Origin of the sequence: Nocardia concava NBRC 100430, from assembly GCF_000308815.1 — a bacterium.
Classification (GTDB): domain Bacteria; phylum Actinomycetota; class Actinomycetes; order Mycobacteriales; family Mycobacteriaceae; genus Nocardia; species Nocardia concava.
Genome location: NZ_BAFX01000048.1, coordinates 76,469 through 92,903 on the forward strand (window position 1 = coordinate 76,469; position 16,435 = coordinate 92,903).

20 protein-coding genes are annotated in these 16,435 nt (G+C 68.5%); 12 read left to right on the top strand and 8 right to left on the bottom strand.

The genetic code is table 11. The annotated features are described in order from the left end of the window. Positions 1–79: 79 nt before the first annotated feature. From ON43_RS09725 to ON43_RS09735, 3 genes are all read left to right on the top strand, one after another. Positions 80–475 (top strand): acyl-CoA thioesterase, encoded by a 396-nt coding sequence (locus ON43_RS09725; protein ID WP_281033310.1) that lies wholly within the window; start codon positions 80–82, stop codon positions 473–475. A 13-nt stretch (positions 476–488) separates the two neighbouring features. Then, a complete protein-coding gene (locus ON43_RS09730) occupies positions 489–1,163 on the top strand; it encodes a DUF8185 domain-containing protein (protein ID WP_083913275.1) in 675 nt (224 codons plus the stop codon). Between the two features lie 281 nt (positions 1,164–1,444). Further along, positions 1,445–2,170: a dienelactone hydrolase family protein gene (locus ON43_RS09735; protein ID WP_040805950.1), complete on the top strand. Its 726-nt coding sequence runs from the start codon at positions 1,445–1,447 to the stop codon at positions 2,168–2,170. 78 nt (positions 2,171–2,248) lie between these two features. On the opposite strand, the gene ON43_RS09740 is transcribed toward ON43_RS09735, so the two are convergent. Beyond that, complete coding sequence (locus ON43_RS09740; protein ID WP_040806005.1) at positions 2,249–2,548, bottom strand: AzlD domain-containing protein; 300 nt, start codon at positions 2,546–2,548, stop codon at positions 2,249–2,251. A gap of 14 nt (positions 2,549–2,562) precedes the next feature. Continuing rightward, positions 2,563–3,297, bottom strand: coding sequence for an AzlC family ABC transporter permease (locus ON43_RS09745; protein WP_051178214.1), 735 nt, complete (start codon positions 3,295–3,297; stop codon positions 2,563–2,565). A gap of 74 nt (positions 3,298–3,371) precedes the next feature. Between ON43_RS09745 and ON43_RS09750 the strand changes: the two genes are divergently transcribed. Next, entirely contained in the window at positions 3,372–4,001 is a 630-nt protein-coding gene (locus tag ON43_RS09750) for a helix-turn-helix domain-containing protein (RefSeq protein WP_083913285.1), read from the top strand. Between the two features lie 43 nt (positions 4,002–4,044). Here the strand turns inward: ON43_RS09750 and ON43_RS09755 are convergent, their stop codons facing one another. Continuing rightward, positions 4,045–4,407, bottom strand: a complete 363-nt coding sequence (locus ON43_RS09755) for a hypothetical protein (RefSeq protein ID WP_040805953.1) — start codon at positions 4,405–4,407, stop codon at positions 4,045–4,047. Positions 4,408–4,468: 61 nt separating this feature from the next. On the opposite strand from ON43_RS09755, the gene ON43_RS09760 reads away from it, so the two are divergent. Beyond that, complete coding sequence (locus ON43_RS09760; RefSeq protein WP_040805956.1) at positions 4,469–4,924, top strand: MarR family winged helix-turn-helix transcriptional regulator; 456 nt, start codon at positions 4,469–4,471, stop codon at positions 4,922–4,924. Positions 4,925–4,965: 41 nt separating this feature from the next. Here ON43_RS09760 and ON43_RS09765 read toward each other — a convergent pair whose 3' ends face one another. Then, positions 4,966–5,697 carry an HNH endonuclease gene (locus ON43_RS09765; RefSeq protein WP_174416461.1) on the bottom strand — a complete coding sequence of 244 codons (732 nt, stop codon included), beginning with the start codon at positions 5,695–5,697 and terminating at the stop codon, positions 4,966–4,968. A gap of 224 nt (positions 5,698–5,921) precedes the next feature. On the opposite strand from ON43_RS09765, the gene ON43_RS09770 reads away from it, so the two are divergent. From ON43_RS09770 to ON43_RS09790, 5 genes are all read left to right on the top strand, one after another. Then, positions 5,922–6,326, top strand: a complete 405-nt coding sequence (locus tag ON43_RS09770; RefSeq protein ID WP_040806013.1) for a globin — start codon at positions 5,922–5,924, stop codon at positions 6,324–6,326. 134 nt (positions 6,327–6,460) lie between these two features. Continuing rightward, complete coding sequence (locus ON43_RS09775) at positions 6,461–8,056, top strand: glycoside hydrolase family 13 protein (protein WP_083913276.1); 1,596 nt, start codon at positions 6,461–6,463, stop codon at positions 8,054–8,056. A gap of 120 nt (positions 8,057–8,176) precedes the next feature. Next, the gene (gene ctaJ, locus ON43_RS09780) at positions 8,177–8,455 is read left to right on the top strand and encodes an aa3-type cytochrome oxidase subunit CtaJ (RefSeq protein WP_040805960.1); all 279 of its coding nucleotides are present in this window, start codon (positions 8,177–8,179) and stop codon (positions 8,453–8,455) included. Continuing rightward, complete coding sequence (locus ON43_RS09785) at positions 8,442–8,909, top strand: DUF5130 domain-containing protein (protein ID WP_040805961.1); 468 nt, start codon at positions 8,442–8,444, stop codon at positions 8,907–8,909. The genes ctaJ and ON43_RS09785 overlap by 14 nt, the downstream gene beginning before the upstream one ends. A 116-nt stretch (positions 8,910–9,025) precedes the next feature. Then, positions 9,026–9,409, top strand: a complete 384-nt coding sequence (locus ON43_RS09790; protein ID WP_051178215.1) for a helix-turn-helix domain-containing protein — start codon at positions 9,026–9,028, stop codon at positions 9,407–9,409. Positions 9,410–9,479: 70 nt separating this feature from the next. Here ON43_RS09790 and ON43_RS09795 read toward each other — a convergent pair whose 3' ends face one another. From ON43_RS09795 to pepN, 3 genes are all read right to left on the bottom strand, one after another. Next, entirely contained in the window at positions 9,480–10,070 is a 591-nt protein-coding gene (locus tag ON43_RS09795; protein WP_040805964.1) for a ClpP family protease, read from the bottom strand. 82 nt (positions 10,071–10,152) lie between these two features. Continuing rightward, a complete protein-coding gene (locus ON43_RS09800; RefSeq protein ID WP_040805967.1) occupies positions 10,153–10,755 on the bottom strand; it encodes a ClpP family protease in 603 nt (200 codons plus the stop codon). A 160-nt stretch (positions 10,756–10,915) separates the two neighbouring features. Beyond that, complete coding sequence (gene pepN / locus ON43_RS09805) at positions 10,916–13,507, bottom strand: aminopeptidase N (RefSeq protein ID WP_040805969.1); 2,592 nt, start codon at positions 13,505–13,507, stop codon at positions 10,916–10,918. Between the two features lie 290 nt (positions 13,508–13,797). Here pepN and ON43_RS09810 point away from each other — a divergent pair, with 290 nt between their 5' ends. Further along, on the top strand, positions 13,798–14,634 hold the full coding sequence (locus ON43_RS09810) for a phosphoribosylaminoimidazolesuccinocarboxamide synthase (RefSeq protein WP_040805971.1): 837 nt from the start codon (positions 13,798–13,800) through the stop codon (positions 14,632–14,634). Here ON43_RS09810 and ON43_RS09815 read toward each other — a convergent pair. After that, the gene (locus ON43_RS09815; RefSeq protein WP_040805973.1) at positions 14,631–15,314 is read right to left on the bottom strand and encodes an NAD(P)H oxidoreductase; all 684 of its coding nucleotides are present in this window, start codon (positions 15,312–15,314) and stop codon (positions 14,631–14,633) included. The genes ON43_RS09810 and ON43_RS09815 overlap by 4 nt on opposite strands. A 119-nt stretch (positions 15,315–15,433) precedes the next feature. On the opposite strand from ON43_RS09815, the gene ON43_RS09820 reads away from it, so the two are divergent. Beyond that, complete coding sequence (locus ON43_RS09820) at positions 15,434–16,369, top strand: AraC family transcriptional regulator (RefSeq protein ID WP_218003229.1); 936 nt, start codon at positions 15,434–15,436, stop codon at positions 16,367–16,369. The last annotated feature ends 66 nt before the right edge of the window (positions 16,370–16,435 follow it).

Sequence of the window (16,435 nt, forward strand, 5' to 3'; positions counted from 1 at the left end):
GAACGGCCATGCCAAGACGGCGACGCCCCAGCCGGGAGATCTCCCGGCTCCGGGCGAGCCCAAGCGTTTCCACACCAAGGTGGAGGTGCGCTGGTCGGATATGGACGCCTTCCAGCACATCAACCATGCCCGCATGGTGACGCTGCTGGAGGAGGCCCGCATCCCGTGGCTGTTCGGCGACGAGCGGCCGACGGTCAAGCTGCGGACCGGCTGTGTGCTCGCCGACCTGCGCGTGCAGTACAAGGGGCAGCTGCGGCACGAGGACACGCCCCTGGACGTGTCCATGTGGATCGAGCGGTTGCGCGCGGTGGACTTCACCGTGGGCTACGAGGTGCGCGCCGCGGGCGCGGCCCCGGACTCCCCGCCCGCGGTGATCGCCTCCACCCAGCTGGCCGCCTTCGACATCGACACCCAGCGCCTACGCCGCCTCACCACCGCGGAACGGGACTACCTGTCGCTGTGGCTGGCGGACTGACCGAGAACGACCGTTGTCGGGACAGCTGACCCTGCACGTTCCGGATCCCGCGGAACGCGAGAACCTGGCCACCTTCATATCGCACGCGCTGCGCCTCGACCCGGCGGCGGTCATCCGGCTGCGCCGGCGCGGGGACCGCTACGTCTCCGCCTGGGCCGGAACCGGTTTCGAGGCGCTGGCGGTGCGCACGGTGGTGGCCGAACTCGGGATGGACGACGTGTCGGTCGGCGGGGACGCCATCCTCGCCGGCCTGCACGGGCCGGACGCGGCCAAGGCGTTCGGCCTCGGCTTCGCCATGGATTCGGCCTGGCGTGCGGCGCTGCCGCCGGAGGCCGGGTTCGTCCACATCGACGATGTGCCCGCGCGCATGCTCGTCGAATTGGCCGAGCGCGGAGCCGAATTGGCGGAGGAGCACGGCAGCCGCCACGGTCCGCCCGCCGCCCTGCTGGATCAGACGGTGCTCACCGTGTCCGGCGGCGGTGAGCAGGTCGAGGTGCCCATGCGGGTCGTGTTCGCGCTCGCCGCCATGGATTTCATCCCGCACGGCGGCGAGAAGACCGACTCGCGGCGCATCTCGGTCGACGAGATCGTGCGGGTGCGCGCGGCCCGCACCTGGCTGCGCCTGGACGCCCGCTACGGCTCCGTCGCCCGCCGCCGCGGCCCCGCCCTGCCGCTGCTCGCGCACTGATTCACGCCCGCCGGTTCGCGCCGGGAGCACTCCGCCGGTTCGACCCCGGAGCACTCGGCGCGAACCGGCCCCCAACGCACGGGGCACCGAATATGCTGGCTGGGAAAGCTTTTCGGACCCGGATACGTTCGACCCAGGTCGAATGCAGCCATCGGGGAGGGCGATCACCATGACGATTCTGCGCAGCATTCTCGCGGGTGTGGCACTGGGCATCGCGCTCCTGGCTCCGGCCTTCGCGCCCGTGACGGGCGGCTGAACCGCGTGCTCTACCTTGGGTAGGCATGAGCGATGTCGCGATCGTGACCGAGTGGGTCGACCTGAAGGTCGGCGAATCCGTAATGAGCGCCTATGTGGCGCGTCCCGCGGAACCGGGCGATTATCCCGGAGTCGTTGTGGGCCACGAGATCTACGGCCTGCACGCCACGGCCCGGGCGGCCGCCGACCGCCTCGCCGCACTCGGCGCCATCGTCGTCATGCCGGACCTCTTCCACCGCCCCGCCCCGCGCGCCGAACTGGAACTGCACGTCGATCGTGACCGGGGCCTGGAACTCCTGCGCACCCTGACCCGCCCCGAGGTGATCGACGACGTCGCCGCCTGCCTCGACGAACTGCGCCGCCGAAACGCGGTCTCCCTCAACATGGTCGGCTTCAGCGCGGGCGGCCACGTCGCCTACTACGCCGCGACCCAGCTCCCGCTGGCCGCCACCGCCGCCTTCTACCCGGGCTGGCTGACCAACACCGACATCCCGCTGTCCACACCCGAACCCACCGTCGAGGCCACCCCCGCCATCACCGGCCGCATCCTGCTGTTCTTCGGCGGCGACGACCCGCTGATCGACGCCGAGGCCCGCGAAGAACTCGAAGAAACCTTGAGCACCAACGGCATCCAGCACGACATCGTCGTCTACGACCCCGCCCCGCACGGCTTCCTCTTCCCCGGCCGCGACTCCTACCGTCCCGAATTCGCCGAGGATGCGTGGGCCCGCCTGGCAGACCTCCTCCTCTAACGTCGCCGAGTGGCACACCAGTGAGGGGATTTGCCCAATTCGGCCGCACTGGTGTGCCACTCGGCGAAGGGGGAGTGGTTAGTGGATGCCGAATGCGCGGAGTCCGGCGGTGACAACGGCAGCGGAGAGGATCACCACCAGCAGCGGTGCCCGCTTCCACGCCAGCCCCGCTGCTACCAGCACTCCAGCGGGCAGTGCCCAGCCGAATTGGCTACCGCCCGACGGCATCAGCGTGGTGACCGCCAGTGCGGTGAGCAGTACCACCGACGCGATCTCCAACAGCCGAACGGTGCGCGGCGAGATCTTCACCCGGCTCCGCAGCAGCGGCCCCGCGAAGCGGAACGCGAAGGTGCCGATGGCCAATGCCATCGCACCCATCAGCAGGGCCTTGGTCACGACGATGCGCTCATCGCGGCGGTAGCGGTCGAAACAGCCGGATCACTTTCCGGCGCGGACTCCTTACCGGCGCGGCGTACAACCAGCAGCACCGCCGTCAATGCGAGCAGCACCGGCAGGCCCGCGCCGAGGAACGGCGTGGTCGCCGCCGCCACCGCCGCGCCCGCGAGGGCGGCTGTGCGGGTGAGGGGTTCGCGGAGGGCGGGCAGGACGAGCGAGAACAGGACGGCCGGGAAGACGGCGTCGAGGCCGAAGGCGTTGGGGTCCGGGACCACTGCGCCGAGGACGGCTCCGATGGCCGCGCCGAGTGGCCAGGCCGCGAGGACCGCGAGGCCGCACAGCCAGTAGGCGGCGCGACGGCGGTCGCGGTCGGGCTGGGCCATGGCCATGGCGACGGATTCGTCGTTCATGACGTGGGTGCCGAGCAGTCGACGCCAGCCGGTGCCGACCACGTCGGGGACGGACAGGCCGTAGGGCAGGTGGCGGGCGTTGACCAGGAGTCCGGCCAGCACGGCCGCGACCAGGCCGCCGCCCGCGGTGAGGATGCCGATGAAGACGAACTCCGAGCCGCCCGCGACCACGGCGATGCTCATGAGCACCGGCAACCAGCCGGGCAGTCCCGAGGTCACCGCGGTAGCGCCGTAGGATATGCCGATCATGGCGACTGCCAGGCAGATCGCCGCGATACCTGTGAGCACACCCCGATCGAGTGTTCGCCATGCCGAACGCATGTTTTCTATAATGAACACAGGAGACCGGGTTAGTCAAAGGGGCACCCCCATGTCCCGGTACTGTGAACCTCATCATGACCCAGCCAGACAGCTCTCTTCCTGCTCCGCTGCAGGAGGTGCCGCAGCCTGAGATTCCGCTGCCGCCGGCGGAGGCGCCCGAGTCGCCGCAAGAGGCGATCGCCGCCGCCCTGCGCCGCGAGCGGGCCCGCTCCGGACTCTCGCTGACCGAGGTCGCGCGGCGCGCCGGAATCGCCAAATCGACGCTGTCCCAACTGGAATCGGGCTCGGGCAATCCGAGCATCGAAACCCTGTGGGCGCTCTGCATCGCCCTGGACATCCAGTTCTCCCGACTGCTGGATCCGCCGAGCCCGCAGGTTCAGGTCATTCGCGCCGGGCAGGCGCCCGCGCTCGCCTCCGGGCAGTCCGAGTACCGCATCGCCCTGCTGGCCGCCTCGCCGCCCGCGGTCCGGCGCGACATCTACCGACTCACCGCCGAGCCCGGCCACCCCCGTGAGTCCGATCCGCACAGTCGCGGCGTCGTTGAACACGTCGTGCTGTGCGCGGGCCGCGCGCGGGTCGGCCCTGCCGAGGCTCCCGTCGAACTCGAACCCGGCGACTACATCTGCTACCCGGGCGATATGCCCCACGTCTTCGCGGCGTTGGAGCCCGGCACCTGGGGCATGCTCATCAGCGAATACAGCTGACCCGCCAATAGTTCAGGGGTGCAGTGGTTTTCACTGCACCGACTCACTGCTGGATGACCCACCAGGCGGACGCCAGATGCACCGCCGCCAGCCCCACGCAGGTGGCCGCCATCGGCCAATTGCGCCGTCCCGCACCGATAATCGCGTCCCCGATCTGCGCCAGCCCGGCCACCACCAGGATCGGCGCGAGCCCGCTGCGCGTGCCGACCGCCAGCGTGATGAGCATGACCACGCTCAGCGGCACCGCCCGCGCACCGTAGCCGTAAGCGAAAAACCGTGTGCCCGCGTCGATCTGGCCACCACCCGGCACGGCCAGCCCCGGCCTCGCCATGCCCACGACGCTCGAGATTCCAGAGATCAGCGCGACCGCCGCATTGGCGAGCGCGATTCCCGTGCACGCGTCCATGATCCTTCTCTCCTCAAATCATTCAGAGTCTGAACGGTTTGAGGAAAGTATCATCTGACCCGTGAACGAAGTCAAGAAGCCGACCGAGCTCCCGAAAACCGTCGCGTTTCGACTCGGGACGGTCGGTTCGGTGGTGGCGGATCGCTTCGCCGCGCGCATCGCGGGCCTAGACCTGAAGCCGAAGCACGCGGGCCTGATGACCGCGCTGAGCCACGGCGAGGCCGCCTCACAGCAGGAATTGGCGAAACGGCTGGGCGTCGCGCCCAGCCTGGTGGTGTCGCTGGCCGATCATCTGGAACGGCTCGGGGCGATCGAGCGGGTGCGTGATCCCGAGGATCGGCGCAGGCAGGTGCTCACGCTCACCGAGCCCGGATATGAACTACTGGCCGCCTGTGAGCAGGCCGCCAAGGAACTCGACAAGGAACTCACCGCGGGCCTGACGGCCAAGGAGCGCACGGCTTTCCTCCGCGCGCTCGGCGTGCTGGCGGCCGAAGCCGGTCTGCCTACGGGTGAGTGACCAGTGCCTACGGGGAGTCGAGGTTTACGAGTGAACGACGATCAAGCCGCGCCCTCACCGAGGTACTGCAGCCACGTCGGGTCCAGCTCGGAGCTGGCCGACAGCAAACGCCAGTGCGGACCCTTGGGGGCGACCATCGGATGGTGCAGCACCCAGCCCAGTTCGCTCAGCAGTTTGTCGGCCTTGCGGTGATTGCACGGCGCGCACGAGGCGACACAGTTCTCCCACGAGTGCGCGCCGCCGCGGCTGCGCGGAATCACGTGGTCGATGGTCTCGGCCTTGCCGCCGCAGTAGGCGCAGCGATAGCGGTCGCGGTGCATGAGGGCGGCGCGGGTCATGGGTACCCGTGCCCGGTAAGGGACGCGCACATAGGTGCGTAGTCGGATCACCGAGGGGAGCGCCACCGAGGTCCCGGCGGAATGCACGACCGGACCCTCCGGATTCTCGTGCACGGCATCGGCCTTGTCACAGATCAGCAGCACGATGGCGCGACGCGCGGACAGGGCGGTGAGCGGCTCGTACGTGGCGTTCAGAAGCAGCACGCGGCGTTTGGCCCAGGCGGGAACGGGTGCTGCGGTGGGCGGATGATGCGAATGTTCGCGATGGTCGCCCGGATGGGCCGGCTCGGGATGCGCGGCCGGGTGATGCTCGGAATGAGAATGTTCGGACAATAAATGCAGCGGAGTAGCCCCCGACCCACGATTGTGGACGTCGGCGGGCTGGAGTTGTCGATGCGTGCGCGCCTCGTGACGGGCGCCGTGCCGCTGCTTCATGGGCCATACCCCGGTTTCGTATTCGTCCGATTGTGTGGTATCTCGGCAGACTGTCACCCAGTTGACCATGGTTTCGCGCACAATGCCATCTCTTTCACCACATTGCGGGGCACATTCGGATGAACAGGATGTGACGGTTGTGCACGGCCGCCCGGTCGCGCGCCGATGGGCCGGTGGCGACCCCGAAACGGGCCGTGAATCGGCGGCACGGGCACAATGGGGACGTGACTTCCGGCGAGCAGACCGCAACATCCTTCTACGAGGCCGTGGGCGGTGAGAAGACCTTCCATCGGATCGTGGCGGCCTTCTATCGCGAGGTGGCCGAGGACGAGGTGTTGCGGCCGCTGTATCCGGAACAGGATCTGGGTCCCGCCGAGCGCCGGCTGCGGATTTTCCTCGAGCAGTACTGGGGCGGGCCGCGGACCTACTCCGATGAGCGCGGGCATCCGCGGCTGCGGATGCGGCACATGCCGTTCAAGGTGGGTCCGATCGAGCGGGACGCGTGGCTGCGGGCCATGCACATCGCGGTGGCGGAGATCGAGCCCGAGGTGCTCGATGCCGAGCACCGGCAGCAGCTGCTCAACTACTTCGAGATGGCCGCCAATTCGCTCATGAACTCGCCTTTCTGAATTCATTCCGCAGAAGTCGCAGCGTCCCACAGGGTTTCCGCTTGCCCGCAGGCAGCCGCTGATCATTTGCTGAAACTGGACAAGTCCTGACAACGCACCCGCGAAAGTCGGTGTGCTTTGGCACCATTACGGCTGTGAGTGAGATTTCGGTAGCTGCCGGGGATGGGGACGCGGGAGTCCCGTGGTGGCGATCGGCCGTGTTCTACCAGGTCTACCCGCGTTCCTTCGCCGACTCCGGCGGTGACGGGGTGGGCGATCTGGGCGGATTGCGCGACAAGCTGGGCTATCTCGAACTACTCGGGGTGAACGCGCTGTGGATCTGCCCGGTAATGCGCTCGCCCATGGCCGACGGCGGCTACGACGTCTCCGATCCGCGCGATATCGACCCGCTGTTCGGCGGGATCGGGGCGCTGGAGGAGATCATCGCCGAGGCGCACGACCGCGATATGCGGGTGACCATGGACCTGGTGCCCAATCACACCAGCGATCAGCACCCGTGGTTCCGGGCGGCGCTGGCGGCGGGGCCGGGGAGTCCGGAGCGGGCGCGGTACTGGTTCCGCGACGGCCGCGGGCCGGACGGCGCTGTGCCGCCGAACAATTGGCCGAGCATCTTCGGCGGTCCGGCCTGGACCCGGGTGACCGAGGCGGACGGTAGACCCGGGCAGTGGTACCTGCACATCTTCGCGGCCGAGCAACCCGATCTGAACTGGGAAAACCCGGATGTGGCAGCCGATTTCGAGCAGACCCTGCGGTTCTGGCTGGATCGCGGGGTGGACGGGTTCCGGCTCGACGTCGCGCACGGCATGGCCAAGCCCGAGGGACTGCCCGATATGGAGCACATCCCGACCCAGATGCTGCACCTCGACGACGATGATCCGCGCTTCAACAATCCCGGTGTGCACGAGATCCACCGGCGCATCCGCAAGGTGATGGACGAGTACCCGCACGCGGTGTCCATCGGCGAGGTCTGGGTCAACGACAACACCCGCTTCGGTGAGTACGTCCGCCCGGACGAGCTGCACCTGGCCTTCAACTTCCGGCTGGCCCAAACGCCCTTCCACCCGGACCGGATTCGCGTGGCCGTCGACAATTCGCTGCACGCGGTCGACGGGGTGGCGGCCTCGCCGACCTGGACGCTGTCCAATCACGACATCGAACGCGAGGTCACCCGCTACGGCGGGGGGCCCGTCGGGCAGGCGCGGGCGCGGGCCATGATCATGCTCGAGCTGGCGCTGCCGGGGGCCGTATTCGTCTACAACGGGGCCGAATTGGGGCTGCCGAATGTCGACGACCTACCCGAGGACGCCCTGCGGGACCCGACCTGGGAGCGCTCCGGGCACACCGAGCGCGGCCGGGACGGCTGCCGGGTGCCGCTGCCGTGGGAGGGGGAGCGGCCGCCGTTCGGCTTCACCACCGGCCGCCCGTGGCTGCCGATGCCGCCGGAGTGGGCGGCGCTGACCGTGGAAGCCCAGCTCGAGCGGCTGGACTCGATGCTGTCGCTGTATCGGATGGCCATCGAAACGCGGGCCGTGCGGCCGGAATTCGCGGGCGGGCTGGAGTGGTACGGGAGCCCGCCGGGCTGTCTGGCGTTCCGTCGCGCGGGTGGATTGCTGTGCGTGCTCAATGCCACCGACGCGCCGATTCTGCTGCCCGCCGGGGACGTGCTGCTGACGAGTGCGCCGATCAACGGAAGGAAACTGCCGGCCAATTCGACCGCGTGGCTGGTCTGAAGACGCGGCCCGGCCGGTCCGGAAAATAGCCCGGTTGGTCTGAAAGGTGATTGTTACGACACGGTCGCATAACCCTTACCGGTCGTAGTAGTCGAGGCGGCATCGACTACCGTTGCCCCCGTGAGCATTCTCCAGACAGTGCTGATCTACGTCGGCATCCCGGTCGCGATCTATCTGGTGATCGCCGGATTGTCGTTCCTCGGCAAGCCGCTGCCGGGCAAGAAGCCGGCACACTACGAACTCGGTGACAAGTGGACCCAGCCCCCGGTGCTGTGGAGCGCGACCGACGAGGTGACCGGAGCCGGCCACCACGACACTGCTGATTCGCATGGCGACCATGCGGCTATCGAATCCGCCCCCGCGGACCTGATCGGAGGCCGGGCAAGTGGCAAGTTCTAATTGGCCCGCGGTGAACGAGGCCGACCTACCCCACGGCTGGGCGATCACCACCAGCGGCCGGGTGTCCGGTGTGCACGAGGCCGGCGACGTCTTCAACGATGCGCCGTTCACCGACCGCGAGCGGCTGCTCATGGACAACGCTCTCACCGATGCCACCCGCGCCACCAAGGTGCGCTTCAACATCTTCATCGGTGACCTGGGCGCCGACTCCGCCGCCGGCGTCGACGCCCTGTTCCCGTCCACCCCGGAGGCCGCCCGCTCGGTCCTCATCGCGGTGGACCCGAACACCAGCTCTGTCGAGGTTCGCTCCGGCCGCGACGTCGCCGAACGCGCCAACGACCGGGTCTGCCAGCTCGGCGCCACCGCCGCCCTCAGCTCCTTCCGCCAGGGCGACCTGATCGACGGTCTGGTCTCCGCGGTCCGCGTCATGGCCGCCACCATCGGGCGCGTCTAGTTCGCAAGCACGAATACGGCCCGGTCCCCGAGGGACCGGGCCGTTGTTCTTTTCCGGGAGTTCGCTCTCAGCAGATCGAGGCGCGGCGGCGGGCCGGGAGAACTTACGCTCGGGATATGTCCGAGCATCCGCGTTTGACAGCGATTCCCGGTGGACTCGACGAGACGGGCCGGGAGCGGCGCAAGCCCGCCGCGCGCGAACCGCTGTGGCGCGAGGCGCTCGGCGAACAACTCCGCTCCCGCCGACTGGATCTCGGTGAGAAGCTCACCGAAACCGCTGGCCGCGCGGGCATCTCACCCCAGTACCTGTCCGAGGTCGAGCGCGGCCGCAAGGAGCCTTCGAGCGAAATGATCGCGGCCCTGGCCGGAGCCCTGGGCACCACCCTGAGCGGCCTCACCCTCCAGGTGGCCCAGGAACTCCACCGCCGCCACCTCGCCTCCTTCACCCGCACCACCGCCCCCCAGCGCTACTCCGGCCAGGCCCTCCTCCTCGCCGCCTGAATCACGAGAATGCGCTGGTGGACAGGTCTTCTCGGCGTTCGACTACGCCAGTGCATTCTCGTGGGCCGAATCAGGCTCGGGGGCCGAGGATTTGGTCGGCGAGGCCGTAGGAGAGGGCGGATTCGGCGGTGAAGACGCGGTCTCGGTCGGTGTCGCGGCGGAGGGTTTCGGGGGATTGGCCGGTGTGGGCGGCGAGGATGGCTTCCACCTGGGCTCGCATGCGGACTATTTCGTCGGCCTGCAGGATGAGGTCGGGGATGGTGCCCTGGCCTCGGATCGCGGGCTGGTGCAGGACGATTCGGGAATGGGGGAGGACGTTGCGGCGGCCCTTCGCGCCGCCCGCCAGCAGCACCGCGCCCACCGCGATGGCCTGGCCGACGCAGGTGGTGACCACGGGGGACGTTATGTGCTGGATGGTGTCGTAGATGGCCAGCATCGCCGACAGGTCGCCGCCCTCGCAGTTGATGTAGAGGTTGATGTCCTGGCCGGGGCTCTCGGCGTCCAGGTGCAGCATCTGCGCGATGAGGGCGTTGGCGACGCCGGAGTCGATGGGGGTGCCGAGGTAGACGATGCGCTCGGTGAGCAGGTGTGAATAGACGTCCATGATGCGTTCGCCGCGTGGGTCGCGGGCGATCACGTTCGGGATGGTGTAGCTGGTCATGCCGTGCCTCCTGGAGAAGTGCTGGGGCCCTGGGGATTACGCGGAGATACCCGGCCGGATCAGGCAGAGATGCCCACCCGGATCAGGCAGAGATGCCGAGGCGGTGGCGTTCGGGGATGACCTGGTTGAACGACTCCACGATGTGGTCGATGAAGCCGTACTCGCGTGCCTGGGTCGCGGTGAACCAGCGGTCGTGCAGGGAGTCCTCGAAGATCTGGTCGTAGGGCTGGCCGGTGTCCTGCGCGATCAGGCCGAGCACGGTCTGCACGGTGTAGCGCAGATCATCGGCCTGCACCTCCACCTCGACGGCGCTGCCGCCGATGCCCGCCGAACCCTGATGCATGAGCACGCGGGCGTGCGGGAGCGCGAAGCGACGCCCCGGAGTGCCCGCCGAGAGCAGGAATTGCCCTGCGCTGCAGGCCAATCCGAGCGCCAGGGTGGACACCTCGCAGGGCACCAGCCGCATCACGTCGCGGATGGCGAGCATGGACGGCACCGACCCGCCGGGCGAATGGATCCACAGCGAGATCCCCGCCTCCGGATCCTCGGCGGCCAGCGCCATCAGCTGGGTCATCAGCAATGTGCCGTTGTCGTCGTCCAGTGCGCCGTCGAGCACCAGCACCCGGCGGGCGTAGAGCTGTTCGCGGGTGCGCCAGTTGAACATCGGAGTCTTGTTCTCAGCCATGACTTCACGGTGCCGCAATGGATCGCTGAAAGCCCCGCCACGCTGCTGTGAGCAGATCCGCTCACGGCAGCGTGAGGTCGAGCGGGAAATGACGACAGCCCCTCCCGAAGGCTTCGGGAGGGGCTGTCGTCAGTGAAAAGCGCTGCCGCGCAGTCGGTTTCTAGCCGCGGTCGAATTCGCGGGCGCGCAGCGAGCGTTCGATGCCCGCCTTGCCCTCGACCACCAGGCGGCGCAGGGCGGGCGGGTGGTCACCGGCGAGGAACTTGTCGGCGACCGCCACCGCCTCGTCGGTGATGGCCCAGTGCGGGTAGAGGCCGACCACGACGGTCTGGGCGACCTCACTGGAGCGGCGCTCCCACACCGAGGCGATCTCGGCGAAATACCGCTCCACGTAGGGCGTCAGCAGCTGCGCCTGGCCCGCGGGTGCGAAGCCGGCGACGATGGCGCGGGTGGTGATGTTGGCGACCGAGTCGTCGTTCATGACCGTGTTCCACGCCTGCTCCTTGACCACGGCCTGCGGGCGGGCGGTGGCGGCCGCGGCGGCCTGGCGGCGGCCGGCGGCGGTGTCGTCGCGTGCCAATTCCTCGTCGATGAGCGGGGTTTCGATGCCGTCGGAGTCGATGGCCCCGGCCGCCGCGAGCGCCTGGGTGAGCCGCCAGCGCAGATCGGTGTCGACGGTCAGGCCCGACAGGCCCACGCCCTGCGGATCACCGGCGAGCAGCTGCCGCAGCACCTGCACGTGCCGGTCCGCGAGGACCGCGCCGGTGAGCGCGTTGACGAAGGCCAGCTGGTGGTCCGAGCCCGCACCGGCGTGACGCGCCAGTTCCAGCAGGCGGTCGGCGTAGGCGGGCCAGCCCTGCGCGGTCGCCCACTCCGGGTCGGCGTAGGCGCCCAGCGCGGTGCTCGCCTGCATGAGAAGCCTTTGCACGACGCCGATCTCGGTTTCCGCGCCGACGCCGGACTGCACCAGCGCCACGAAGTCGCGGGCCTTCATCTCGGCCTGGCGGGTCATCTCCCAGGCGGCCGACCAGGCCAGGGTGCGCGGCAGCGGCTCGGCGATATCGGCGATGCGCGCCACCACGGTGTCGAGCGAGTCGGCGTCGAGGCGGACCGAGCAGTAGGTGAGGTCGTCGTCGTTGATCAGCACCAGCTTGCCGCGGCCGACGCCGACCAGCTCCGGCACCTCGGTGCGCTCGGCCGGATCGATATCGAGCTCGACGCGCTTGGTGCGCACCAGCTTTCCGTTCTGGTCGTCGTAGACGCCGATGGCCAGCCGGTGCACGCGGCGCTCACCGGCGCCGGGCTCCGCGCCCTCCTGGATGACGGTGAAGGAGGTGAAGTTGCCGTCCGCGTCCACGGTGAAGTCCGGACGCAGGATGTTCAGGCCGGTGGTCTTGAGCCACTGTGCGCCCCAGTCCGACAGGTCGCGGCCCGACGCCTTCTCCAGCGCGCCCACCAGATCGTCGAAAGTGGCGTTGCCGAAGGCGTGTTCGGTGAAGTAGTCGCGCAGGCCCGCCAGGAACGGCTCCTCGCCGACGTAGGCCACCAGCTGCTTGAGCACCGAAGCGCCCTTGGCGTAGGTGATTCCGTCGAAGTTCACCTCGACCGCGGCCAGATCCGGGATGTCGGCGGCGATCGGGTGGGTCGAGGGCAGCTGATCCTGCCGGTACGCCCAGGACTTCTCGACATTCGCGAAAGTGGTCCAGGCATTGGTGTATTCGGTCGCGCCGACCTGGCACAGCACCGAGGCGAAGGTCGCGAACGACTCGTTCAGCCACAGGTCGTCCCACCACTTCATGGTGACCAGGTCGCCGAACCACATGTGCGCCATCTCGTGCAGCACGGTCTCGCAGCGGCGCTCGTAGGAGGCGCGAGTCACCTTGGAACGGAAGACGTAATCCTCGAGGAAGGTGACCGCGCCCGCGTTCTCCATTGCGCCCGCGTTGAATTCGGGCACGAACAGCTGGTCATACTTGCCGAAGGCATAGGGCACACCGAAATTGGTGTGATAGAAGCCGAAGCCCTGCTTGGTTTCGGTGAAAAGCCGTTCGGCGTCCATGAATTCGGCCAGCGAGGCGCGGCAGTAGATGCCGAGCGGGATCTCGCCGTGCGAGTCGCTGTAGGTGTCGGTCCACTTGGCGTAGGGACCGGCGATGAGGGCCACCAGGTAGGTGCTCATGCGCGGGGTGGTGGCGAAGGTGTGGCGGACCACGGTGCCGATCTTGTGGGTGTCCACGACCGCGCCGTTGGAGATGACCTCCCAATCCTCCGGCGCGGTGACGATCACGTCGTAGGTGGCCTTCAGATCCGGCTGGTCGAAGCAGGCGAACATGCGCTTGCAGTCGGCGGTTTCGAACTGCGAGTACAGGTAGACCTTGTTGTCGGTCGGGTCGACGAAGCGGTGCAGGCCCTCGCCGGTGTTCGAGTACTCGCCGTCGGCCTCGACCACGAGCTCGTTGGAGGCGGCCAGGTTCGGCAGGGTCAGGCCCTGCTCCTCGTCGTAGCCGCTGACGTCCAGGGCCACGCCGTTGAGGACGGCCGAGCGCACGCCCGCGCCCACGAAATCGATGAAGGTCTGCGCACCCGGCGTCGCGGTGAAGGTCACCGTGGACTTGGTGTGGAAGCTCTCACGGCGCGGCTCGTCGGCACTGGTGGGCTGCCCGGTCAGGTCCAATTCGACCCGGTAGTTCTCCACCTGGACCGTCGCGGCGCGTTCGATCGCCTGCTCGCGGGTGAGATTCGGTGCGGACAAGGGGGCTCCTTAGCTCTCGGAGAACTGCTGCCGTGCAGGTGCACCCGGCTCGTCGGGCGGCGTTGCCCGGGGCTCGGTGCGAGATGCGGTGCGCCCGCACGAAGCCTCGAGCGGACCGAACAATTCTCCACTCGTGAATCCGTGCGGACACGACGTTCCCCACAATGCCACGTCGCACCGATCGGTCGCCGCAGGTCGGATGCGATCGGGCGGGCGACCGGGCGTCGAGGCGGGCCGAGCCCGTCGGTAAGCTCTGCGGCGGCAGCCGAAGCCCAGCACGAGGAGGACCGTTGAAGCACATCCACGCCGGTAAGGTGCGCGACCTGTACGAGGACGGCGACTCGCTGATCCTGGTCGCATCCGACCGGGTGTCGGTGTACGACGTGGTGCTGCCCACCCCGATCCCGGACAAGGGCGCGCTGCTCACCCGCCTGTCGAACTGGTGGTTCGGGTTCTTCTCCGATGTGCCCAACCACATTCTGTCCACCACCGACGTGCCCGCCGAGTTCGCGGGGCGCGGCGTGCGGGTCAAGCCGCTGAAGATGGTGAAGGTCGAGTGCATCGCGCGCGGCTACCTGACCGGCGGCGGGCTGGCCGAGTACCAGCGCACCGGCACCGTGTCCGGCATCGCGCTGCCGCCCGGCCTGCGCGACGGCGACAAGCTGCCCGAGCCCATCTTCACCCCCACCACCAAGGCCGACGCCGGGCACGACGAGCCCATCAGCTACGAGGACGTGGTGAACCAGGAGGGCAAGGAGGTCGCCGAGCAGCTGCGCGATCTGACCCTCTCGATCTACGCCCGCGGGGCCGAGCACGCCGCCGCCAACGGTGTCATCATCGCCGACACGAAGATCGAACTCGGTTGGGACGGTGACGTTCTCACCGTCGGCGACGAGGTGCTGACCTCGGACTCCTCGCGCTTCTGGCCCGCCGACGACTACGAGCCGGGGCGTCCGCAGAAGTCGTTCGACAAGCAGTTCGTGCGCGACTGGTCCACCTCCACCGGGTGGAACAAGGAGTACCCGGGTCCCGAGATCCCGGCCGAGGTGATCGACGTGACCCGCCAGAAGTACGTCCAGGCCTACGAACTCATCACCGGCAACACCTGGAAGGGCGTCCAGGGCTAAGCCGAAACTGCTTCGGCGGTAAGGAAGTTCGCGACGAACTCGTCTGCCTTGTGCTCCAGGGCGGCGTACTGGGCCTCGCGTTCCGCGCCGACGGTCGGGGCGTTGATGAGCAGCGTGCCGTCGGCGTCGATGCGTTGGCGGCGCTCCTCGGCATCGGGGAGCAGGCCGACGGCCGAGTACGAGAAGCCGCAGTAGTAGGCGATTCCCATGTTGAGCTGGCCCTCGAGGGTCTGCTGCATGAACGGGATCAGGGCGTCGTCGGCCGCCGCTCCGGCCAGGCCCAGCCACAGCATGCGCTTGCCCGCCAGCCGGGGCTTGCTGCGGCCGTAGGCGAAACCGTAGTTCCATACCCGGTCGATCCAGCCCTTGAGTACGGCGGGGACGCTCGCCCAGTAGACGGGGAACGCCGCGATCACGATGTCGGCGGCCAGGATTCGGTCCATGTGCTCGTGGACCTCGCGGGAGTAGGTCTTCTCGCGATTGCCCCAGTCGGGCTGATCGGCCTCGGTCATGCGCGGATCGAAGCCCTCGGCGTGCAGATCCAGCAGGTCGATGCGGTATCCGGCGGCCTCCAACCGGGCGGCGGTGCGGCGGGCGATGTGCGCGGTGAGGGAATCGGAGCGGTGGTGGGCGACCACGACCAGGGCCGTGCGGGGCTGGTCGATACCGTTGTGCGACAAGGAATTCCTCCTGGATCGGGGCGGTTGTTCGTTCCGGTGACTCCAGTACACCCGTCGCGGCGTAGACGATCCATGGGTGGAAAGCTCTCATCGATAGGAATTCGTCTACACTGGCCGGGGTGGATCCCCTGAGTAAGTTGCTGAGTGGTATTCGAGCCGAGGGCGCCGTCCTCACCCATGCCGTCATGCCCGCACCGTGGACCATCCGCTTCGCCGACCGCGCCCCGCTCACCATGATCACGGTCATGCGCGGTGGCGGCACGCTGCAACTGGCCGACGGAAGTCGGCGGCCGCTGACGGTCGGCGATACGGTGCTGGTGCGCGAACAGGACGAATTCCGTATCGCATCAGGAGATTCCGATAACGCCGGGCCGACGGTCGCGCCCACGGAGTACGAGATCTCATGCTTCACCGCCGATTCCGAGTGCGCGGGCGAGGAGCTGAACGGAATCCATTGGGGCAGTGACGTGAACGCGACGGCGTTGATGGTGGGCGCCTACCGAACCTCGTCCCGCCGCCATGAACGCCTGTTGCGGGCGCTCCCACCGGTATTGGTGGTCAGGGAGGATTTCGACTCGTGCGGCTGGGTCGAGCAGGCCGCCGCCTCCGCCGTGCTGCAGAGCGCGGGTTCGCAGGCGATGATGGACCGCCTGCTCGACTGGAACCTGGTCTGCACCCTGCGCACCTGGTTCGACCAGGCCGGTCCCGACGCCCCCACCTGGTTCCGCGGCCTCGCCGACCCGATCATCGCCCCTGCCCTCCAAGCCATCCACACCACCCCGGGCGCCCCCTGGACCGTCGCCTCCCTGGCCGCCCAGGCGGGCGTCTCCCGCGCCCTCTTCGCCAGACGCTTCACCGCCGTCATGGGCCAACCGCCCCTGGCCTATCTCACCGAATCCCGCATGGACGAGGCCGAAGAACTCCTCACCGATACCGACCTCACCATCGCCACCATCGCCAAATCCGTAGGCTACGCAGACCCTTTCGGCTTCTCCGCCGCCTTCAAACGCCACCGCGGCCTCAGCCCCACCGCCTTCCGCACCGCCGCGGCCTGACCGATTGCGCCGAGTGGCACGCCAGCGAGGGGATTTGTCCGAAATCGCCGCGCTGGTGTGCCACTC